22 protein-coding genes and 2 pseudogenes are annotated in these 22,565 nt (G+C 34.8%); 10 read left to right on the plus strand and 14 right to left on the minus strand.

Translation table 11 applies throughout. The features are described from left to right. Positions 1–197: 197 nt before the first annotated feature. Together IGL86_RS07420 and IGL86_RS07425 are read left to right on the plus strand one after the other, a co-directional pair. A complete protein-coding gene (locus IGL86_RS07420; protein ID WP_010710266.1) occupies positions 198–1,655 on the plus strand; it encodes a helix-turn-helix domain-containing protein in 1,458 nt (485 codons plus the stop codon). Positions 1,656–1,763: 108 nt separating this feature from the next. Further along, positions 1,764–3,686, plus strand: coding sequence for an FUSC family protein (locus tag IGL86_RS07425; protein WP_033625842.1), 1,923 nt, complete (start codon positions 1,764–1,766; stop codon positions 3,684–3,686). 184 nt (positions 3,687–3,870) lie between these two features. Here IGL86_RS07425 and larE read toward each other — a convergent pair. From larE to IGL86_RS07450, 5 genes and pseudogenes are all read right to left on the minus strand, one after another. Continuing rightward, a pseudogene (larE, locus tag IGL86_RS07430) lies at positions 3,871–4,706 on the minus strand (ATP-dependent sacrificial sulfur transferase LarE). A 105-nt stretch (positions 4,707–4,811) separates the two neighbouring features. Continuing rightward, entirely contained in the window at positions 4,812–5,525 is a 714-nt protein-coding gene (locus tag IGL86_RS07435; protein WP_033625846.1) for an ABC transporter ATP-binding protein, read from the minus strand. A gap of 1 nt (position 5,526) precedes the next feature. Then, positions 5,527–6,312: an energy-coupling factor transporter transmembrane component T family protein gene (locus IGL86_RS07440; protein ID WP_033625848.1), complete on the minus strand. Its 786-nt coding sequence runs from the start codon at positions 6,310–6,312 to the stop codon at positions 5,527–5,529. Next, the gene (gene cbiM / locus IGL86_RS07445) at positions 6,312–7,298 is read right to left on the minus strand and encodes a cobalt transporter CbiM (protein WP_033625850.1); all 987 of its coding nucleotides are present in this window, start codon (positions 7,296–7,298) and stop codon (positions 6,312–6,314) included. Before cbiM ends, IGL86_RS07440 begins: the two co-directional genes overlap by 1 nt. Positions 7,299–7,316: 18 nt before the next feature. After that, a complete protein-coding gene (locus tag IGL86_RS07450; RefSeq protein WP_010710262.1) occupies positions 7,317–7,973 on the minus strand; it encodes a Crp/Fnr family transcriptional regulator in 657 nt (218 codons plus the stop codon). Between the two features lie 159 nt (positions 7,974–8,132). Here IGL86_RS07450 and larA point away from each other — a divergent pair, with 159 nt between their 5' ends. From larA to larD, 4 genes are read left to right on the plus strand one after another with little or no spacing between them, the layout of a single operon-like run. Beyond that, positions 8,133–9,407, plus strand: coding sequence for a nickel-dependent lactate racemase (larA, locus tag IGL86_RS07455; protein WP_002357200.1), 1,275 nt, complete (start codon positions 8,133–8,135; stop codon positions 9,405–9,407). Positions 9,408–9,444: 37 nt separating this feature from the next. Continuing rightward, on the plus strand, positions 9,445–10,188 hold the full coding sequence (gene larB, locus IGL86_RS07460; RefSeq protein ID WP_002379543.1) for a nickel pincer cofactor biosynthesis protein LarB: 744 nt from the start codon (positions 9,445–9,447) through the stop codon (positions 10,186–10,188). After that, entirely contained in the window at positions 10,185–11,459 is a 1,275-nt protein-coding gene (larC, locus tag IGL86_RS07465; RefSeq protein WP_002374601.1) for a nickel pincer cofactor biosynthesis protein LarC, read from the plus strand. The genes larB and larC overlap by 4 nt, the downstream gene beginning before the upstream one ends. Before the next feature lie 14 nt (positions 11,460–11,473). Next, positions 11,474–12,184, plus strand: a complete 711-nt coding sequence (gene larD, locus IGL86_RS07470; RefSeq protein ID WP_002357197.1) for a D/L-lactic acid transporter LarD — start codon at positions 11,474–11,476, stop codon at positions 12,182–12,184. Between the two features lie 203 nt (positions 12,185–12,387). Here larD and IGL86_RS07475 read toward each other — a convergent pair whose 3' ends face one another. The 4 genes from IGL86_RS07475 to IGL86_RS07490 are packed head-to-tail and all read right to left on the minus strand — an operon-like array spanning position 12,388 to position 15,075. Continuing rightward, complete coding sequence (locus IGL86_RS07475) at positions 12,388–13,257, minus strand: PTS system mannose/fructose/sorbose family transporter subunit IID (protein WP_002394543.1); 870 nt, start codon at positions 13,255–13,257, stop codon at positions 12,388–12,390. Continuing rightward, a complete protein-coding gene (locus IGL86_RS07480) occupies positions 13,232–14,083 on the minus strand; it encodes a PTS mannose/fructose/sorbose/N-acetylgalactosamine transporter subunit IIC (RefSeq protein ID WP_002357194.1) in 852 nt (283 codons plus the stop codon). Before IGL86_RS07480 ends, IGL86_RS07475 begins: the two co-directional genes overlap by 26 nt. A 33-nt stretch (positions 14,084–14,116) precedes the next feature. Continuing rightward, the gene (locus IGL86_RS07485; protein ID WP_002357192.1) at positions 14,117–14,614 is read right to left on the minus strand and encodes a PTS system mannose/fructose/N-acetylgalactosamine-transporter subunit IIB; all 498 of its coding nucleotides are present in this window, start codon (positions 14,612–14,614) and stop codon (positions 14,117–14,119) included. Positions 14,615–14,628: 14 nt separating this feature from the next. Continuing rightward, positions 14,629–15,075 carry a PTS sugar transporter subunit IIA gene (locus tag IGL86_RS07490; RefSeq protein ID WP_033626010.1) on the minus strand — a complete coding sequence of 149 codons (447 nt, stop codon included), beginning with the start codon at positions 15,073–15,075 and terminating at the stop codon, positions 14,629–14,631. Positions 15,076–15,655: 580 nt separating this feature from the next. Between IGL86_RS07490 and IGL86_RS07495 the strand changes: the two genes are divergently transcribed. Further along, positions 15,656–15,943 (plus strand): hypothetical protein, encoded by a 288-nt coding sequence (locus tag IGL86_RS07495; RefSeq protein WP_002357190.1) that lies wholly within the window; start codon positions 15,656–15,658, stop codon positions 15,941–15,943. Positions 15,944–16,188: 245 nt separating this feature from the next. Here the strand turns inward: IGL86_RS07495 and lacB are convergent, their stop codons facing one another. Together lacB and lacA are read right to left on the minus strand one after the other, a co-directional pair. Further along, positions 16,189–16,704, minus strand: coding sequence for a galactose-6-phosphate isomerase subunit LacB (lacB, locus tag IGL86_RS07500; protein ID WP_033626013.1), 516 nt, complete (start codon positions 16,702–16,704; stop codon positions 16,189–16,191). A 25-nt stretch (positions 16,705–16,729) separates the two neighbouring features. After that, complete coding sequence (gene lacA / locus IGL86_RS07505; protein WP_002357188.1) at positions 16,730–17,158, minus strand: galactose-6-phosphate isomerase subunit LacA; 429 nt, start codon at positions 17,156–17,158, stop codon at positions 16,730–16,732. Positions 17,159–17,381: 223 nt separating this feature from the next. Between lacA and IGL86_RS07510 the strand changes: the two genes are divergently transcribed. The 3 genes from IGL86_RS07510 (at position 17,382) to IGL86_RS07520 (ending at position 19,678) form a co-directional block, all read left to right on the plus strand. Then, complete coding sequence (locus IGL86_RS07510) at positions 17,382–17,876, plus strand: PTS sugar transporter subunit IIA (protein ID WP_002357187.1); 495 nt, start codon at positions 17,382–17,384, stop codon at positions 17,874–17,876. 1 nt (position 17,877) lies between these two features. Continuing rightward, positions 17,878–18,180: a PTS fructose transporter subunit IIB gene (locus IGL86_RS07515; protein ID WP_002357185.1), complete on the plus strand. Its 303-nt coding sequence runs from the start codon at positions 17,878–17,880 to the stop codon at positions 18,178–18,180. Positions 18,181–18,274: 94 nt separating this feature from the next. Then, the gene (locus IGL86_RS07520; RefSeq protein ID WP_002357183.1) at positions 18,275–19,678 is read left to right on the plus strand and encodes a PTS galactitol transporter subunit IIC; all 1,404 of its coding nucleotides are present in this window, start codon (positions 18,275–18,277) and stop codon (positions 19,676–19,678) included. Between the two features lie 40 nt (positions 19,679–19,718). Here the strand turns inward: IGL86_RS07520 and IGL86_RS07525 are convergent, their stop codons facing one another. The 3 genes and pseudogenes from IGL86_RS07525 to yqeK form a co-directional block, all read right to left on the minus strand. Then, positions 19,719–20,471, minus strand: a complete 753-nt coding sequence (locus IGL86_RS07525) for a DeoR/GlpR family DNA-binding transcription regulator (RefSeq protein WP_002362011.1) — start codon at positions 20,469–20,471, stop codon at positions 19,719–19,721. Positions 20,472–20,806: 335 nt separating this feature from the next. Continuing rightward, positions 20,807–21,798 (minus strand): annotated as a pseudogene (locus IGL86_RS07530) (DUF4767 domain-containing protein). Positions 21,799–21,888: 90 nt separating this feature from the next. After that, complete coding sequence (yqeK, locus tag IGL86_RS07535; protein ID WP_010713303.1) at positions 21,889–22,467, minus strand: bis(5'-nucleosyl)-tetraphosphatase (symmetrical) YqeK; 579 nt, start codon at positions 22,465–22,467, stop codon at positions 21,889–21,891. Positions 22,468–22,565: the final 98 nt, after the last annotated feature.

The following is a 22,565-nucleotide window of genomic DNA, read 5'->3' on the forward strand; positions in this document are numbered from 1 at the left end:
AGAAACTAAATAATAATTATTCTAACTACTGCTAGCTTATCAACATTGAAATTGCTTTGCCACACACAATTAATGTATAAGGCTGTACATTAATTGTGATGGCCGCTTCTTATTGTGCTTGTGTTAACATATCAATACAAAAATTTAAAGAAAGTAGACTACAATGAACCTAAATTTTACTTTTGGAGGTCCATAACATGTTTCCATCCTACCTAACGAATGAGCTAGAAATTTTATTTTATATAGTCAAGCGAGCTCATACATCATTAAATGAAATTTCTTCCAATTTAAAAATTTCAAAAAGAACGGTCAAAGAAAATCTGATAAAAATAAATCAAGAATTCGAGGATACTTATCAAATCCAACATTTTATTGTCTCTAACAATAATGGCATTGTTTGTGTAAATCCAGCGTACCGAAAAAGCGCGGTCGAATACGCCTACACGTTAAAACTTAATCTTTTAAAAAACAATGTACAATTTAATTATTGCGTACAATTGGTCACACATTCTTCCATTGATAAAAACGAATTAATTAAAGTTTTATATATTTCTGAACATTATCTGGTAAAAATCACGAAACAACTGAATAACTTTTTTAAAATTTTTGATATAGTGATCGTTAGTATTAAGGGTATTTATCAATTAACTGGCAATGAATTATCGATTCGAGTGTTTTCTTTCATTTTCCTACAAGATTCCTTTCAAGAATTGGCTTGGCCTTTTTCTAAAATAAGTCTTGAAGAAATAAAAAAAAGTCTACCCGATGAACTTCTTGAACGATCCTATAAAAATGTCCGAATGAAGAAAAGAGCGTTTTATATTTTATATGCGATATTTAAAACTAGAACAAGTGCACAAAACTTCTTAAAGATGCCGCACTCTAAAAACCTGCATTCTTTTTTTATTCTGATCAATCAATACAGTCATGTGACTTTATTTTTTCTTGAACACTCCTTCGCTGACATTCAATGCGAAACAAGAAAAACTGAAATTTTATACTTTAATTTTTTATCTCGCATTTTTATCCCTTATATCTTTTCGGAAAAGCAAACGAAACAAATAGAAAAATTATTTATAGAATCTAACCATCCTTATTGTGTCTTATCAAAAAAATTATTTAAGCAAGTAGCCTACTTACTGACAAATCAGCATGATTATCAATACGTTTACTATCTTTCTATTTTTAATGCTTGGTACTTTTTAACGGAGGGCAATTATTATACTTTTTTAACACTTTATTTACCGCAGCCAGAAATTTGTACTCCGTCAGATGTGGCATACTTTAATCGAATAAAACGAACGGTGGCAAAATTAGTTCACCAAGAAACGCATTTAGAGTTACTCAGTCAACTGCTTTACACATTGTCTGTGTCCGAAAAAAAAGTACAAGTGAGAATCTATTTACAAATTATCAAAGATTTTTATGCAAGTTATTTTATTAAAACACGGTTATCCTCCTTATATAATACAAACGCAATCTCTATTACCGAAGACTTCACAAATGCGGATATCATCATCACAGATTCCTTCGAAAAAGCTACTTCTAATCAAGATATTTTCTACTTAGATTCCATTGAAAATGAAGAAAGTTGGCATGAGCTTACAGAATTTATTCAACAAAAATATATGGCTAAACTTAATGTTGGACTATAATTGTGAGTTTTCTTAAAAAGAGCAAATTTGAAAAAAAAATTTAGAGGTGTATACTAGCAGAGGAATAATTTTTTAGCTTTTAATAAATTTTTAAAGAAGGAATGTTTTGTGAAATTATCTATCAAAAATTTTTTTGAGGTCTTCTTAGAATCGTCTTGGGCGTATAGTCGCCCTATACTAACTTTTGATACAAGACAGAACTGGTTTGCCCTTGTTCTTAGTATCATTATTGCAAATGCTGTTGGTGCTGTTCTAACAATAGTCTTTCCTTTCGCTTTTGTTTTAGTAAATGTTGGTAGCTTTTTGGGCACTGTAATTTGTGTCTTACCACGACATAGCTCTCCACAAAGAAGTGCCATAGATGGTATTTTAATGATTTTTCTTGGTGCCAGTCTGGGGATACTTTTACAGTCGTCAAGTATATTCATTATTTTATTATTCGTCCTTGGTTTGTATTTTTCGGGGATTGTAAGAAACTTTAGTATTGGTCTGTATATTCGATGTCTCTTTGGGACCATTTCTTTACTAGCTGGTGCGCAATTAAAAGGCAATTTGTCTATTGGTCAAACTTTTGAAGGTCTGGGTGCAATAATTTTAGGTATGTCCATCCTTTGTTTAATCTATTGTCTTTATTCTAAGCCGCAAAATAATGAAGCACGAAAATTAGTAGCCGATTTATATGAACAATTATATTTATTAGCACAAGGAAAACCCGCACGCTATGTCCATTTCAGAATAAAAGTACGCGAATCTGTTGAAACGATGCCATGGGTCAATCATCAAAAAACACCATGGATTTATCCCTTGGTTTCACAAGCAGATGCAATTGCAGGCTCGTTAGATTCAACCAATGCAGCTGAAAATCTTCCTGCTTTAAAAGCAATTCTACTCTTTTTAAAAGGAGAACAATTAACCCTGCCTCTTCAAGAATTTGCTTCAGCAAACACCGAAATAAAATCAGCAATCCTTTTGATACAAAACGAACAATCCTTTAAAAAAATCTCATTTAAATCTTTCTTACCCACAAAAGAAGGACTTGCAGAAGCCAAAGAGATCCTTCATTCTTACAAAGGCAGCTCTGCTAGATTCGCAATTCGTTTAGCTTTAACAGGTTTAGTGTGTCATTTTTGTTCGCTTATTCTTAATTACATGTACCCTTTGCCTTTAGCTAATCACGAATTCTGGGTAGTTATTTCTGGTTGTTTAATGGTTATGCCAGGTTATCATGGTACACTCGGTAAAATCACTTCAAGAACTATTGGTTCTATTTTAGGTGGTTGTTTAGGCATTTTTTTGTCTCAATTAATTGCTAACTTAACAAACCTAAATCCTTTATGGCCAATGCTATTGTCTTGTTTGCTAGTTATATTGTATGAAACCGTCCGTAAATTAAGTCAAGCATTTCTAATGCTAAGTGTGACCACTTGGTTAACTTTCACATTAGGTGGTAGTTCTGCAGGCTATACAAGAGTTTTTGATGTAATTATTGGTGCGCTGATTGCTTTTGTTATGTTTTTTATTTTCCCAACATGGCATAGTCAAGTATTACGTAAAAATATCAATAGTTGGTCAAAAACGATCAGCTCTATTTTGCTAGCGTTAATCAATGAAGAGACCACGTTACCAAGTGATGCTTGGGTACTAGCTTATCGGGTACAACGTAGAGTAAACTATTCTATTCAAGAAATTGTTCTTGAATCTCCTATTTATAGTAACGATGCCTCTGCTGAAAGCTTAATGCAACAAAAACAACTAAATGATCAACTGTTGGAAATGCAAACTGCTATGGAAGAGCTTCTTTTAGAACTTATGAAAACACAATACTACTTAAAAAAATTAACGCCAGTTAGGCCAGACACACTAAACACTGAGTTATTTAACTATTCACAGCAAATACTTTCACTCACGAATCCCCAAAATAATCGACTAATCAACCAGTCCAAACAATCCATTTATTTTCCTCAAATTGAACAATCACTGGTAATCTTAAAAAATTCTACAGCTAATTTCTTTTTAGCAAATATCAAATGATTAAATAGACAAAAAGCCTAGGAAAAATCCAAAGGGAATTTTTCCTAGGCTTAAAAGTTGATAAACTACTGGCAGAGTAATCAATGAAAACAACCGACCTAATCGAGCAGAAAACTTGGTTTTTGTAACGGAATGCCCCTGTCCTGACTCCGTTACACCGACTCAATTTTATAAACTTATCTGTCTAACATTCACAAAAAACTTTTTTTCAGTTTCTGTGAGGATATCATTCATTCGGCCAGATTTAAATCCTTCTAAGTCAAAAGTTACATAATTAAATCCTTGTTTTTTAAGATAATCTGCAATTTTTTCTCTGTTTTCTAATAACAGAGAAAGTTTGTCTTCTGGAATTTCAATCCGTGCTAAATCATGATGTGCTCTGACACGGACAATTGGAAAACCTATTTCCCGTAAATATTTTTCACTAGCAAATACTTGATCAATAGCTGAGCGTGTTAACTTAATGCCATAAGGAATTCTTGAAGCAATGCTACATGAGGCAACTTTACTCCAATTGGAAATACCTGCGTCTTTAGAAAGTTGACGTATTTCGATTTTATATAATTTAGCTTGTTGTAGCGGACTGATGACCCCTTCTTGATCTCTTGCTCTTAATCCAGGACGAAAGTCAGTATTATCATCCATAATCATCCCATCGGCCAGAACATCAAATCCCTCTTTCTGAATAGCCGAACGAATAGTTTTATATAATAATTTTTTACTGTAGAACCAGCTATTAGGGTTATTTGCAACAATTCTATCATCCGCTAATTCGCTCATTTCAAGGCCTAACACATTTGCTCCCAATCCATTAGCTAAATCGACCGCTTTATCAAACTCATCATCAGAAAATAATTCTGAATTTACAACAACCGCAAGTACATTTTCAGCACCTAAAGTGTCCAAAGCTTTTTTTAGCAAGTAAGAGCTATCAATTCCACCTGAATATGCAACAGCCAACTTATCCATTTTTTGTAATTCGCGAACTAAATTTTGTTCTTTCGTTTTCATGACAGACATTTAAACCATCTCCTATTGATTTTCTTTTACATAATTAATTATAGACATCTCCACATTAGAAAAAATCACGATTCATAGTATCAATTATTGTCAATATTTGTACACTTAATACCGTTTTAAATGTTGTAACAAGTTAGCATTGGCTTCTATCTCTTCCTTTGAGTACCTTGTAACAGCCGAATCAAACAATATAATGGAATCAGCTTCCTCGCAAATACTCAAATAGTCATGGGCGGAAAGGATAATTGTTTTACCAAGTTGATGCAGATTTTTTATTATCTTTTTAAATAATTTTTCCGATTCTTTTGTCAACCCAGTAAACGGCTCATCTAATAAATACACGTCTGGATTCATTACTAACAGACTAGCAAAAGCCACTTTTTTCTTTTCTCCTCCCGATAATTGATAAGGCACTTGATTGCTTAAATGGGTAATTTTTAATAAATTCAAACAATCATTAATTCTTTTTGCTGTTTCATGCTCGGATAGTTGGAGCTGTCTAGGGCCAAATGCCAATTCGTCATAAACTGTTGCATTAAATAATTGTGTGTCCGTCTCTTGAAATAATATACCCAAATGAGCATAATACTTCTTTTTATGAATAGGGTCTTTTTTCCAGGCCGTTAATGATTGTTCCATAAAATAAATCGTTCCCTCGGAAGGTTTTAAAAAACCTGCGAGCAAATTTAAAAAAGTGGATTTTCCACTGCCGTTATCTCCCATCAAAACCAGATATTCTCCTCTGGCTATTTCCAAATTACAAGGCGAAAAAACAGGCTTCGTTTGATAGCGATAAACCAAATGATTTACTCGATACATATTAGTTCCTCCCTAAATAAAGCAACCCCCCGAAAAATAAAAGATAGGCAATACTAACCAAAAAATCTTTCGTTTTTAATGGTTGCTTTACTCGATAATATTGACCAGTATATCCTCTTGCTTCCATCACCATATCCAACTTTTTCCCATACGTAAAAGATTTTAAAGAAATAAGACTGATTAAATTACTACCCGTACTCAACTGGATATTCCCACCAACTGCTCTAGCTTCTACAGCGGCAAGCAGTTGGATTAAGAGATTTCCAAAGAAAAAGATATATTTAATCGTAATATCTAATTGTAAAAGTATTATATTCGGAAAATGAAAGATTTTTAATGCTGCTATAAATTGATTCATGTTGGTTGTTTCCATATATTGACTAATCGCTATGGCTAAAAAAAACAAATGAACAATAAATAATAAACTAAATTGACCTAAAAAAAAGATCGGTAAATAGATAATCAGCGGCATCAAAATGAGGATACTAGATTTTTTGACAATGTTTCGTAGAATAGTTGGTTTTTCAACTAAAAGTAACATGCCTAGGTAGATGCCTAAGAGCCACAAAACAAGAACTTTTTGTGTTGTGCTGATTAAAACAATTAGTAAAAAAGTACTGATCAGTTGAATTGCTGGGTGTATATCACTGAGAATAGTCTTATTGCGTTTCCCACTCACCTGAAATTTATTTAATAAAAAAAGGATTCCTTTTCGATTTTTAAGCATAAAGGTTTCTTTTTTATTAGGTTCAAAGGACGTGGAAGATTCTTTCATCCATTCAGGCATCAACTTTGCCTTCTTCCATTAAATAAACGAAAAATGAGTAAAAAAACGATTATGGCTGTTACGCCACTTAAAATATACCCAAGTGCTAATGGCAGTCCTGGAATAAAGTAATCACTGAAAAGTGCATGAAATGAAAAACCATTCACCATACCTTTTGGTTGTACTGCAGGTAAATGATTCTGTTTTAAATTCTTGACTAATTCAGATAAATCCCATTCACCCCAAGCAGTGGCATGATCAATCAAACCTAATGGACATAAAATTACCATAACCAATAACAGTCTCTTTAATCGCAACAACGGAGTCCTTTTCTTCTTTTCTTCGATAAAAATTGCATCTTTTGACACACTTTTTACAAAATTATAGACACACACGGTGAAGAGACCTTCAACAATTCCTATTACTAACAGATGGACACTCATCATTGCTGGTATAGTTATAGAAAGACCATATGGGCTATAAAGTGGCGTACCATTCGCTTCATGGAATAGTAATGGTTGGATACCTAATAATACAGAAGTAGAAAGTGCCGCAACATTTACACCAAGATACCCAGCTAAGAAAAGACCCATTGTTTCAAATTTTTTTATACGCGTAACTAGCTTATAAACTCCATATCCCACGAATGGCATCACAAACGCCATAGAAAAGGCGTTTGCACCAAAAGCTAATATACCACCATCACCAAATAAACAAGCCTGTAATAGTAAAGCCACCGAAACAGACAGCGTCGCGGCCCAAGGTCCCATCAATAATGCGATGAGAACAGCCCCAACAGCGTGCGCAGTTGTTCCACCAGGTACTGGCAAATTAAACATCATTATTAAAAATGACAAGGAGGAGGAAATCCCTAACATGGTCCCTGTATCTTTTTTTAATTTAATTTGAACGTCAACTTTTTTTACCGCGCGGTACCAGATAGGTACCATAATCGCGCCCATCACTGCGCAAGTTTGTGGGCTTAAATAATTTTCTGGAATATGCATGTTCGTCAGACTCCTATCTTATCGATCAATATAATCAGCTAAATAACTTTGATCGTAAATCACAATTTTTTGTTTTTTGATATCGATGACTTTTTCCTCTTTTAAATCATGGATAATTCGGTTTACGCTATTTCTCGTTGAAATCCCGCAAAACCCCGCAATATCCTCATTAGTTACTTGAAAATCAATTAATATTCCTTCCTCTGTCTGTACACCAAACAAATCAATTAATTGGTAAATAAAAGTACAAACAGCCCCTTTCTTACCATTCATTGTCATATTCTGTAAGGAACTAATACTCTCTGATAATTTTGCACGGTAGTAATCCCGTACATAATCTTGAAGAACAGCATCTTCTTTAACATATTCCCAAAATACAGTCCTTGGTATCCGATAAAAGCTAGCCTCTTCCGACTCAATGCGGATATTAAAAGGAGCAGATGTATAATTTGATACTTCATCACGTAACAATGAAATAATGTCAGGAGACACAATATACGACAGATTAAATTCTCGTCCATCCTTTAAAATAATACTCGTCTTAACGACCCCTTTCTTTAATACATAGGTGTACGCTTCCTCCAATCCATGATAAGCGAGATAAGTATGGCGTTTTTTTTTGATAATCGGCGTCTTCTTTCTATCTAAGAAAGCTGTAAGATAATCTGACTCCATAATTGTCACTCCTTTGACTAAGTTTCTGTTTGATTCGTTAACTATTATAAACACTCTCACCAACCTTTTGTTAGCAAATGTTACCCACAATAAGGACTGTGTGATTCCTAAATTTCATTATACTTAGTCTCGTAAAATATTACTTAGGAGATGATTGCTATGGTAGAAATTAACCTACCTTATGACAAGAAAATGATTACTGCAAGAATTCCCGATAAAAATTTTATTGGGCTTCTCGAATCAAAAGCTGAACATTTTTCAAATCCATATACTGAGAAAGAAACAGTCGAAAAATCGCTGGACAATCCTATTGGAAGCCTTCCATTAGAAGAATTAGCTAAGGGTAAAAAAGACATTGTCCTCATTAGTTCCGATCACACACGTCCCGTTCCTTCACATATTATCACCCCAATTATTTTGCGTAGAATTCGTTCAGTGAACAAAACAGCTAGAATCCGGATTTTAGTTGCTACAGGCTTTCATCGCCCTTCTACACGAGAAGAACTGATTAGCAAATATGGTAAAGAGATCGTAGAGAATGAAGAAATCGTTATGCATATCTCTACTGATGATTCCTCAATGGTCAAAATCGGTCAACTACCTTCAGGGGGCGATTGTATCATTAATCGCATTGCAGCAGAAGCAGATTTACTGCTGGCCGAAGGGTTTATTGAATCACACTTTTTTGCAGGATTTTCTGGTGGACGTAAATCTGTTTTACCTGGAATTGCTTCTTATAAAACCATCATGGCTAACCATTCTGGAGAATTTATTGATTCCTCCAACTCACGGACAGGAAATTTAACGGATAATCCGATTCATAATGATATGGTCTACGCTGCCGCTAAAGCGAATCTAGCTTTTATTGTTAATGTCGTTTTAGATGGTGACAAAAAAATTATTGGTTCCTTTGCAGGCGATATGGTTGAAGCGCATAAAGTTGGTTGTAACTTTGTAAAAGAAATTGCCCGTGTCAAAAAAATACCTTGCGACATTGCGGTTTCAACGAATGGCGGATTTCCACTTGATCAAAACATTTATCAAGCAGTTAAAGGGATGACCGCTGCAGAAGCAACCAATAAAGACGGCGGTGTCATTATTATGGTCGCTGGTTGTCGTGATGGTCACGGTGGTGAAGGTTTTTATGAAAATATTGCCAATGTTAAAAATCCAAACGAATTTTTAGAAGCAGCCATCCATACACCACGATTAGAAACCGTGCCAGATCAATGGACTTCGCAAATTTTAGCGCGAATTTTAGTTCATCATCATATAATTTTTGTTTCAGATCTTGTTGATCCTGAGCTTATCACTTCGATGCATATGGAAATAGCAAAAACGTTTGATGAAGCGTTAGAGCGAGCATTTGAAAGAGAAGGTCTAAATGCAAAAGTGACTGTGATTCGAGATGGCTTGTCTGTCATTGTAGAATAATGATCCTTGAGAAATCAGGAATAAGGAGCGTTGTATTATGCAACCGAAAGAAATTTTAGGAGCTTTTAAAGAGGGAAAATTATCTTTAGAAGAAGCAACAAACAAATTAAATGGCTTTTGCGAATTAGACTTTGCAAAAATTGATACGCAGCGTAAAGAAAGAACTGGGTATCCAGAAGTCGTTTATGGGGAAGGGAAAACAATTGAACAACTCATCAAAATTATCAATAGCTTAAGAAAAGAAAACAATACAATCTTAGTTACTCGCGTTTCACAACAAAAAGCCCAACCTTTAGAGTCGAACTTTCCTCATGGAACCTACTATGAACTTGCACGTTGTTTCGTTATCAACCAAATGGAGACTACAACAAAAAACTATATTGCGATAGTTACTGCTGGAACGTCAGACATGTCCGTTGCTGAAGAAGCAGCAATCACTGCAGAAACTTTCGGGAATCAAATAAAACGTATCTATGATGTAGGCGTTTCTGGCATTCATCGTTTGTTCGCTCACCTAGATGAGATTCAACAGGCTTCGGTGGTTATTGTGATTGCAGGCATGGAAGGCGCACTGGTGTCCGTGTTAGGCGGACTAGTTAGCGTGCCAGTGATTGCCGTCCCTACTAGCATAGGCTACGGCAGCAATTTCCAAGGGCTGACTGCTCTTTTAGGAATGCTAAATAGTTGTTCCTCTGGCGTTAGTGTAGTCAACATAGATAACGGGTTTGGTGCCGCTTATAATGCAAGTATGATTAATCAAATAAAGGAGTCTTCACTATGAAAAGCTTATTTTTAGAACCATTTTCTGGTCTTAGTGGTGATATGTTAAATGGATTGTTGCTTGACTTAGGCGGGGATTTAAACAAACTGTTAATCGAATTAAAAAAACTTCCCATCGATGGGTTCACCATTCAAGCCCAACGAATTGCTAAAAGTTGTATTTACGGAACAGATTTCGATGTTCTCCTACAACATGGAAAAAAGGATTACGGTATAAAACACAGTCTCTCTCCTCACCACGAAAATGAACATCATGAAACGAAAGAACATGCACATCATCATAGCCATTCTAGAAATTTAAAAGATATTTATACATTAATTGAAAAAAGCGACTTGTCCAATTTTGTAAAAAAACATAGTAAAAATGTTTTCTATGACATTGCAAAAGCTGAAGCTGCTGTTCATCAACAAACAATTGACACTATTCATTTTCATGAAGTCGGAGCAATTGATTCAATTGTTGACATCGTTGGCTTTTTTATCCTATGGGAACAGTTAGAGATTGAACAAGTCTATTCAACGCCAATTACAGATGGAAGTGGTACTATCACAATTGCCCATGGAGTCATGCCAATACCAGTTCCTGCGGTGATGGAATTACGTAAAGAAACGAATTTAATCATTCAACAAGACTTTGAGATAAAAACTGAACTTGTCACACCGACTGGCTTAGCTATTTTTAAAGAACTTAATCCTCTATTTGTCGCACCAGAACAACGATTAATTGAAAAAATAGGTTACGGATTTGGCAAACGGGAAACAGGCAAGTTCAATGCCCTCAGAGGATCAATCTTTACTGAAACACATAGTAAAAAAAAGAGGACAGAACACCATGACCAAGTCTTAAAAATTGAAACAAATATAGACAATCAAACTCCTGAACAGTTAGGTTACGTAATGGATCTATTATTGGAACATGGTGCTCTAGATGTTTTTTTCACGCCCATTCATATGAAAAAAAACCGAAGTGCCATTCTATTAACGGTTTTAACAACAACAGAGGAAAAAGAATATTTTACAGAACTACTCTTTAAACATACTTCTACAATTGGTATGCGTTTTCAAACAATGGAACGTAGTGTGATGGACCGTTCTTTCAAAATCTTGGAAACACCTTTTGGTAAGGTCCATATTAAAAAAAATCATTATCATGGCCTATTGAAAGAGTCTATTGAATACCAAGATTGTGAACGAATTGCTAAACAATATAATTTTACAATCGAGGAAGTCTATCGCCTCGTCCAAACATTAAATAACAAAACTATTGATTAAAGGAGCTTTATCTTATGTTTCATCATATCTTATCAGAATTTATGGGAACTGCATTAATGATCGTATTTGGGGTAGGTGTTCACTGCGACGATGTCCTAAAACGAACAAAATACGCTGGTTCTGGTCACATGTTTGCAATCACTACTTGGGCTTTTGGAATCTCTGTTGTTCTGTTCGTCTTTGGCGGAGTCTGTATTAATCCAGCAATGGCCCTCGCTCAAGCTATTTTAGGAATGATTCCATGGTCTTACTTCATTCCCTATGTCATCGCTGAAATGTTAGGCGGCATTTGTGGCGCCGTCATTGTTTATATTATGTATGCTGATCATTTCAAGCTATCCGCCGATAGTGTCGATCCAATCGCCATTCGTAATATTTTTTCTACAAATCCGAACCAACGAAATTTACCAAGAAACTATTTTGTTGAAACTTTTGCAACATTCATTTTTTTAACATCTATTTTAGCGATTGCACATTCCTACGAAACACAACTACCCATTGCTGTTGGCTTGCTTGTTTGGGCAATCGGCATGGGGCTAGGTGGTACTACAGGATTCGCAATGAATCAAGCACGTGATTTAGGTCCTCGTATCGCCTATCAACTTTTACCAATCAAAAATAAAACCAATAATGATTGGCAATATGGGTTGATTGTTCCCGGAACTGCACCGTTTTTAGGAGCCATTTTTGCGACACTTTTCGTAAAATTTTTCCTAAAATTCTAATAAACCAACTAAATTTCTAAAACAAAAAAATATATAAAATAGAAGCTAGCCTCTAAATTTCTTCTATTTTATATATTTTTATTTTAATCACAAGATTTTTTCTGTGTCTTAGAGAGTAAGAATTTAATTTATTAGCTTTTTCGTCATCGATTTTCTACAAAAGCCAGTTTGCTCTAACACTTAGAGTCCTTTTTGGTGATTGTTCAGTAAGTTAATCCTGGATTGAAAACACCTAATAAAACGCCAACGAGAGAAATAACAACTAAAATAAGCATCGTCCAAATAGCGGAAACATGTTTTTTGGACATTAACCACCAACAAAACAAGGTAACAAGTATCGTTAATAATCCTGGATAAATACTGTCAATTTTATCTTGCAGTTTAAGGAAAACTTTTCCATCAGCACCTATTAATTTAAGAGAAGTAGTTACATTTACCCAAGATGCAAGGACCCCACCAACAACCATACTACCGATAACTCCGATAGCAACTCTAACGGCGGCTCCTTCTTTCCCAACTAAGAAACTTACTGCTTTATCGCCAAAATGATAGCCTCTAAAATACAAAAAGCGTTGGCCAAAATAGGAAATTAACGTCCAAACAATAATATAAAATATGGCACCAATTGGCGAACCGCCCGTGGACATTCCTAAGGAAATTCCTAACAAGATAGGAATTAAGGTACCATCAACTAATGAATCACCAATCCCTGCAATTGGCCCCATTAATCCTGCCCTCATATCATTAATGGTTTCTCCATCAATTTCATTCTTACTTGCTCTAGCCTCTTCCATACTAGCAGTCACACCAACAATGACCGTTCCAAGCATTGGATTTGTGTTAAAAAAAGCTGTATATGCTTGAATGGCTTTCACTTGGTCTTCATGTTTTGGATAAAGTTTTTTGATAATAGGAAGCATTGAAGAAAGATAGCCGAAGGTTTGCATATGCTGTTGTGAAAAACAAGTTAACGCTCCCCAAAACCATAAATGAAAAGAATGCTTTAACGTTTTTTGGTCTAATTTATTTGCTTTCAACTCTTCCATCTCATATGTCCTCCTCTTCATCATCATTCGTCAGACTTCCTGTTGAATCAACCAGTTTAGTATTGTTTTTAATCAAAGCAATTTTATAAAAAATTACAGCAAAAAGAAGCGCAATAATCGTTATTGAGACTAAATTGAGTTTTAATGAAGCAGCTAATGTGAACCCTACAAAAAAAGGTACAAAATCAATGTTCTTATTAACAATTTGACGTAACAAAATTGCAATTCCCACACACGGAAGCATGCCACCTACAGTAAAAAGCGTTTTCATTGCAAGACCATCCATAGGTAATGCATCTCTCATTGCTGTAACAGCCGTAGCCCCAAAATAGGTTAAAATCACGGTTGGCAAAAAGGAAAAAAGTAGATGAGAAATCCACGGCCAACCAAAATTAATGGCATATAAATGATCAAGCTTGCCTTTTTTTATATCTTTCCAACCAAACGATTGCCAAACTAAATTTAACGCAGCAACAGAATAAAATAATACCGTTCCGATCGTTCCAACTAATGTGCCGACCGATTTAGCCAGGTCGGCTGCAGAGCCGCCAAGTGGATCTAACCCTTTGGTCGAAATCGCCACCATCGCCAAAGGAATCCCGATATATGAAATTGCCCGCACATCAGCAGACACTGTGCCTCCAGGTGTGACCAAAGCAATGTAAACTAATTGCATTGCTACGCCACAAGCGATTCCTAATTTTAAATCTCCTAAAATAATGCCACAAACTAATCCGCCGACTAAAGGACGCCCAATCGTATAATTTCCCACCGCTTGTCCAGCCATACAAGAATTTGAACACAGACAAGCAAATAGGCCTAAAATAGCCGCTTGTATCCAGTTGATTGTCATAATACTACTCTCCTCTTTTCAAAACTTCTAGAATCAGTAACCAAATTTAGCTTTAAAATGCGCCCAAGAACCAATTCGTTGATCAGGTAACAAGGCAAAATCCACTTTGTAACCAGCCTTTTCAATTTCTTCAAAAGCCGCTGCTTCTTCTGCTGTAAAGGATTGGTTATCCCCTAATTTAATTGTCCCTTCGCGATCATTCCCCGGTCCAACATTAATCATTTTTACTTCACTTGGAACAAAATGCCAATCCACCAAAATTTTTTTCATATCCAAAGGGCTCTTTGTAATCAAAAAGTATTTTGACTTAGACGCTAATACTTTATCCTTTACATCAAAAAAATGCGCCATTGTCCAAATAAAGGTTTTTTTATCTTGTGCAGCTGCTTTATAAGCTTCCTTTAAAATAGGGTTACTTGCTGCTTTGTCATTCACAGCTATAATGCCATCACAAGGCATTTCTTTAGTCCAACGTAAAGTAATTAAGCCATGAATCATTCGATCATCGATTCGAACAAAAGAAATTGACATGTTCATCTTCTCCTTTAGATATCCTCTTCAGTTATATCGTTTTCAGTTACATCGTCCTCAGTTATAGTTAACTCTCTAATGCCATGACAAGCATCTGCTACTATCATTTTTTTCAAATCAGATAATTCACTAGTTTCTTTCAATAAAAGTGCATTTAAAGCCATTGGAAAATTCACTCCTCCAACAATCAGAGAATTTTCTAGCATTTTTTGCTTATCTAATACTTTACAAATAGTAGCAAGTGGACTCCCGCCTACAATATCAGCCAAAACGATTAGCCTCGTTTCCTGCGGTAATTTTTCAACTTCACAAAGAAACCGCTTACCAAAATTATCGGTAGATTCACCAGGTTGTAAGCCAAACACTCCGACTGTCTCTATATCATCGCCAGCAAACATTCCTAATGAATTTTTTAATCCTCTAGCAAAATCGCCATGACTGACCAGAACTAAATAAGTCATTTCCTCTCTCCTTTCTTAACATTTCCACTTCAAAATTTTTTAAATCACCTCTTTTTAAGAGTCCATAATACAACTTTTATAAAATGAAAATACTTGCTTCGTTCGCCTCACACTCCTTTGATAGCATGAATGTTTAACAACAGTACCTTTCTAAAATTAAAGTCATTCACTAAAAAAGTTCTAATGAATTTGGCTGTTGTAGCTTGATGACAAGGAACAATGACTTTCTTTATCCATAAAAACATTTAGTTGATTACGCTTAAAAAAATAAATAATATAGCAATTCCCAAAAAAGTTGCTTTTGAATAGTCCCTTTTCTAAATTTATTGATTCATTTTTTCAACTATTAGGTTAGCAAAGTCCCAACACACATTCCACCCACAATAGGTGTACATAGTTGTACATTATTCGGAGTTAATCAACTCATTTAAGCTATGGTAAAATAACTATATATCACTCCAATTTTCTAATTATATAGGTCATTCCAGGTCATGCTCTTTTGGATACAACAAAATGAACTTATATCGAATCTATGGTTTTATGCTCTTAATAAATTAAAAAGTAAAGTAGGGATATTTATATGTCAGCAAAAGAAAAAACGATGAAATATGGATTGGTAGGCCTCTTTTTGGGGATATTGTTATTAGCTCATCTAGATTTATTAGCTGAAAATCTTAGTTATCTTCTCTTAGGATTATTACTTTTACTTGTTGCATATCTAATCTTGGTAAAAAAATTTTATTTTTTCTCAAACTTGATTCCTAAAAATACTACTGATATACATCTAAGTAAAAAATATGGTACGGCTTCTGGCATCGGCAGTTTAGTTATCGGGATTATTTTAATAATTCTGGGACTATTTTTATAGAAAAATAATTACTAAAATAAAACAAGCAGTGAAACCATAAAAAGTACACGAGAAAAGAACTCGTGTACTTTTTATGGTTACCTGTATAGCCTTCAATTTGTTCCTTTGTTACTACTTTTTATTAATAATGCTCTTTACAGTGCTACGTTAAAACAGCAATAAAAATTAATGAAGGGGAATTTAACTCAAATACCAATGATTATTATTTAAGACCGCTTTCTTAAGTAACCCTCATTGATTACGTACTAATCATGATAGGCTCCTCGTTGCCATTTATCTAAAAATTCATCGAAAAAGTGCGCATCTTGTTGTTCTGGATGTTGTTTTTCAACTTGATTAATTTTTTCAATTAGTTGTTCGTTGTCTTCTGTTGGATGATAGTGTGCTTCAATAAAGGCAGCAGCGATATCACAGATCAAGAATTCTCCTGTTATTTTCCCACCGAAACCAATAACATTTGCGTTCAATTCCTCTTTCGCATACAACGCTGTAGTCATATCGCGAACTAAAGCAGAACGGATACCCGGCACTTTGTTAACCGCATTGTTAATTCCAACGCCTGTTCCGCAAATACATATACCCAAATCAGCCTGATTGCTCATTACGGCTTCTCCCACTTTTTTTCCGAAAATAGGATAGTGAGTTCGAGTAAAATCATACGTGCCTACATCTAAAATTTCATATCCCTTTGCTTTCAAAAAATCAGAAACTGCTATTTTGGTATCCGTCACAATATGATCACAACCAATGGCAATTCTCATAAAAACGCTTCCTTTCTATTATTTGTTAAGCCATTTTATTTAACATATCTACACGTATTTGATGACGCCCGCCTGCATAATGACCTGTTAAGAATTCTTTTATTATGTTTTTGGCTAGTTCCGTTCCAACAATTTTTGCGCCCACCGTGATCATCCGAGCATTGTTGTGTTCTCGCGCCATATATGCAGAACGCTCATCTGACAATTCAGCGACAATCATTCCTTTAATTTTAGCAGCAGTCATAAAACTACCTGCCCCATAACCATCAAAAACGATTCCTAAACTTTCAGTATCCTTTAAAACTTCATGAGCCACAGCAAGCGTTGCTTCTATAAAGTCTTCCGAAGCACTTTCACTTTTATCGATTACCTCAACTTTTTCTTGCAATAAGTATTGTTTCATTTCTGCTTTTAATTTTATTCCATCTAAATCTGAACCAAGTATGACACGCATTTTGTTTTCCTCCTTACCTCGTGTATCTACTATTAAAATTCTGTCCCTTTCTTTAAACTCAAATCCCCTTCTCGAAAACATAATAAAACAATATCGAACTTTATTCAACATTTATTTTCTTTTTTTGTTTATTGTTGTTTAATATTGTGTTGACATCTTTTTGAAAGCGTTTTATATTATACTTGTAAATAAATAATAATATATTAAAGAAACGAGGGGTTCTATGGTTATTAAAACATCGATTTTTTCATTAGATACTACCTATATTTCAAACAAAAAAACACAAGAAGAAGTTTTTGAAGAAGTTTATTTAGACTTGTTAAAAAAGAAATTAGTTACACCTGATTTTCTAACTAATTTATTGGAACGAGAACATAACTATCCGACTGGTTTAAGTTTAACACCGATTGATCCTGCACTACCGAATATCGCCATTCCGCATACCGAAAGTACCTTTGTACGGACGACAAGAATTATCCCGATTAAATTGAAACAATCCTTATCATTTCATAACATGATTATCCCAGATGAAACGCTCTCTGTTTCCTTTCTTTTCATGATTTTAAATGAAAACGGTATTGAACAAACGGGTCTTTTAGCGACTATCATGGATTTTATTAACACGACAGACCGTTCATCACTATTGGCTTTTTTTCAATGTGAAGATAAAGAAGAAGTTTATCGTTTTTTACAAAAAAATTTTAAAGGAGAGATTTAACATGATTAAAATTTTAGCTGCATGTGGGGCTGGGGTAAACTCTAGCCATCAAATCAAATCTGCATTAGAAACAGAATTATCTAAAAGAGGCTACCAAGTTTCTTGCGATGCCGTAATGATTAAAGATATCAATCAAGAGATGCTATCCCATTATGATATTTTCGCCCAAATCGCCAAAACAGATTTAGGTTTCCCAATCACGATTCCTGTAGTTGATGCAGGCGCAATTCTTTATCGAATTCCAGCAATGGCTGAACCTGTTTATCAACAAATGGAAAGTATCATTCACTCTTTAAACAAATGATTTCCTTTTTAGACTAATTACTTACGCTTCATTGTCAACAATAACAAAACTAAGATAAAAATTTTGTTATCTTAGCTTATGAAGGAGAAAATAAATGAATACGATTATTGACCTAGCAAATACAATTTTTAAACCTTTAATTGATTTAGGTGCTGCTCCTTTAATGACTATTGTTTTAACACTGATTGCCCTTTGTTTTAAGGTAAAACCCACTCGCGCATTAGAAGGTGGTCTTAAACTAGGAATTGCTTTAACTGGTATCAGTGCTATTATAGGAATTTTAACTACTGCTTTCTCAGATGCAATGGCCTCTTTCGTAGAACGTACAGGAATTTCTTTAAATATTACCGATGTTGGTTGGGCACCTTTGGCCACCATCACTTGGGGATCTCCTTACACCCTTTACTTTCTTTTAATTATGGTGATTGTCAATGTCATTATGTTAATTCTAAATAAAACGAACACATTAGATGTGGATATTTTCGACATTTGGCATCTATCGATTGTTGGTTTATTTGCTATTTTTTGTGGCGCAAACTTAATAATTGCAACAATCTTAGTTATTTTCATAGGTGTTTTAAAAATTATCAATTCTGACTTAATGAAACCAACGTTTAACGATTTACTTAACGCCCCAGATACCAATCCTATGACTACCACGCATATGAACTATATGATGAACCCAATCATTATGGTTTTTGATAAAATTTTTGATAAGCTTTTCCCTTGGTTAGATAAATACGATTTTGACGCTGCCAAATTGAATAGTAAAATTGGCTTTTGGGGATCAAAATTTGCCATCGGGATTTACTTAGGGATTTTTGTGGGTCTTTTAGCTGGCCAAACACCCACGCAAATTTTTTCTCTATCCTTTACGGCTGCAGTCTGTTTGGAACTATTCTCTTTAATTGGAACTTGGTTTATCGCTGCAGTTGAGCCTTTATCACAAGGTATCACTGATTTTGCTTCGAATAAATTAAAAGGACGTACACTTAATATTGGTTTAGATTGGCCTTTCTTAGCTGGTCGTGCTGAAATCTGGGCAGCAGCTAACGTATTGGCTCCAATTATGCTATTAGAAGCCATTGTCCTACCTGGCAACAAACTTTTACCACTTGGCGGAATTATTGCAATGGGTGTAACCCCTGCTCTACTAGTAGTAACAAGAGGTAAACTCATCCGAATGATTATCATTGGAGCAATCGAATTACCTTTGTTCTTATGGTCTGGTACCCTAATTGCACCGTTCGTTACCGAAACCGCAAAAAAAGTTGGTGCTTTCCCAGCGGGTCTAAATAATAATACTTTAATTTCACATACTACCATGGAAGGGCCAATGGAAAAATTCTTAGGATACTTAGTCGGCAATGCATCACAAGGTCAACTAGAATTTATTTTATACGCATGTCTGGCGCTAGTCGCCTATCTACTGATTTTCATTTGGTATGCAAAACAAATGAAGAAGCGAAATATTATTTATGCTCAAAAAGCTCAATAAGGGAAACTAAAAAGAAGAGGTGCAGATGCACCTCTTCTTTTTAGTAGATCACCCTGACAACTTTTTCCAATACTTTAGATGTGTCAAATTTATCTTTATTTGTAACTACCGCTGTCACTTCTTCTAATTGATAAAAAGAATAAAAATCCTGTTTCTCTACTTTAGAAGTATCCATTAACAAATATTTTTCTATTGAGTTATCTAATGCAATTGCTTGTGTTTGTCCTTCTTCAATAGTCGCTGTCATAATTTTATTATCTTTTAACGCATTGCAACTAAAAAATGCTTTATGAAAATGCATTTCTTCTAATGCTTTATTAGCGATTTCACCAAAAAAAGATTTAGTTAAAAGTCGCATTTCTCCACCAACCAAATAAATGGTCAACGCATTCTTTTTTTTACTTAACGTTTCAAACACAGGCAAACAGTTTGTTACTACTCTTAAATGTTTAAATTCCATTGCCTCGGCCAAAAGTTCAATAGTTGTTCCTGGTCCTAGGAAGATAGTTTCTTCTTCGTGAATTAAACTTAATGCTTTTTGGACAATTTCTTTTTTTTCAACACTATTAATAATTTGTTTATCATCATGAGACAGTTCATGTGGACGATATGTATTTAAACTGCTAGCTCCTCCATGTACTCGTTTTAAACGCCCCGCTGCTTCTAATTCTGTCAAATCTCTACGAACAGTCATATCCGAAACATTTAATCGTTCCATAATTTCAGTAACTTTGATTGCCCCTTTTTGATCTACTAGAGAGACTATCGCATTTAATCTTTCTTCTTTTAGCATTTTCATCGCTCCATTGTTAGTATATCTTTTATTCTACGATAAAATACTTACTATGAATACTAAAACATTTCTCCATTTATTTTAACATGAACGACGATTCGTAAAAAAATGACAATTTAGCCTATCTTTATATAAACAGATATCACTTCAACGATTGATTCAGATCTATTTGAGCCTAGTCAAATAGAGATCTAGCATAAAAACTTCCCAGAAAAACATCCCCTACTCTGAGCACCTCTATCCAAAAAAATAGCACATAGGCAAAGACAGGTTACTTATAAAAAGGTAAGCAACCCGCCTTTGCCTATGTTTAAGTAAACGATGTATTTCCCCTATTACTGATTCAAAGTCCTTAAAACTTTATAATCACTGTTTTGCACGAGTAAAACGCTACTTGGGTTATCGGGATAAGAAGCATTGCCATCAAACGATACAACAATAGTATTCGTACCAACTTTCGTGAATTGTGTATATGAGCCCCCAGCACCGCCCACGTTGGCAAAATGTAATGTCATAGTGTCGCCTTTTGTTTCTACCTCGCGCCAATTTGCCCGCTGATAGTTATGCCAGTCAATTTGAGTTGAAATTTCGTTTGCCGTGTTTTTATACATTCCTTCGTAAAAATCAATCGCTTCCTCTTTTGAAGACCACGGATTGACTGAAATATTTGGGATTTGTTCTTTAGTAATTGACGGGGCACCTACAATTTTTTCAAACCCAGCCCTCAACTCTGCATTATCTGTTGCTCCAAAATACAGATAGCCATAAGGATCTCCTTGATTTTGCATCGTCACTAAAACTAAGGGCTGGTTGTTAACGATGGTGAATAAATACAAATGCTTTTGCATTTCTGGTTGCGTTTCTGCATCAGAGTAAACAGCAACTAACGCATATCCATCCTTCACTTGTCCATTTTCAGACCATTCTAAATAAATGGGATGCTGATCAATCGCTGGTTGCATAGTAACATTTCCTACTAGACCATCAGGCGCTTGGACGCCATTAAAATTGATTGAATTTCCTGGTGTATATTCTTTATACGTTTGGTTCATCCGTTGCCCCCAATCAGCCATAAATTGTTGTAACTGTGCTTTTTTTGCGCAGACCACAACTGATTTTCAGCTTTACTAGAAGCAGAAGAATTACTTTGAGTCGTACTAGATTTTGACTCCGTGCTCATTTGACTCGCTTGGCTGTTGTTAACGGTAACAGGTGCTTTCATTTCTGATGTTGCTGTCGGCTTGCTTGCAGTGCTGTCACCATTTTTGTTGGAAGAACATCCTGATAAAATACTCAATAAAAGACCTATCAAGATTATTTTTTTCATTGGGAATCCCTTCTTTCTGACAAGAATACTGTACTACTTTTCCCCTTTTCTCACCAGCAAAACTCGACTAAAAACGGCTATATTTATTTGTTATTTAATTGTCAAATTAAGTTGATTGTAAGCATCCCATAACCAAGGATGCACAACTTTAATATCGTGTTTCAAAATATAATCGATATAGAAATATGCGGCATTTTCTAAAGAACAATTTAAAGCTTGTAATAAACCATCTAAGTATGGTGGTTTACCTTCTTGATCCCACTTTATTTTATCAGCGACAAACAAAACTAAATCTATGTCCGAATAGTTTTTCTTCAATGTTGTATGGCATTCAATAGCTGATAAAATTTCATTGTCTTCAATACCAAAATCCATTTTCGCAATAGACTTAGAAATTTTTTGATGAATTATCATTGGAAAGGCCATTTCTGCTTCGTTTAATTCAATCCCATATTTTTGTGCGACACTAATTCTCTGATTATTTGGATAAACCGCAGAGATATCATGTAAATATCCTGCAATACTTACTTTTTCTGGACTAGTTAAATATTTTTCACCAAGTTGATAGGCATACTCTCCAACTTCCATACAATGATAATACGTCTTCTCACAGTTTTTACTCACTAAATATTGTTTAATTTCATTTTTCAACACCTGTTGATGATCCATTTCCACAGCCCTTTCTCATTCCGATTACTCTTCTAGATAAATAAATTATACTCCTTTCATCCTCTAGCAACCTTTTATTTTTTATTAAATAAACAACT

This window comes from Enterococcus sp. DIV0774 (assembly GCF_050539095.1).
Taxonomy (GTDB): Bacteria; Bacillota; Bacilli; order Lactobacillales; family Enterococcaceae; genus Enterococcus; species Enterococcus faecalis.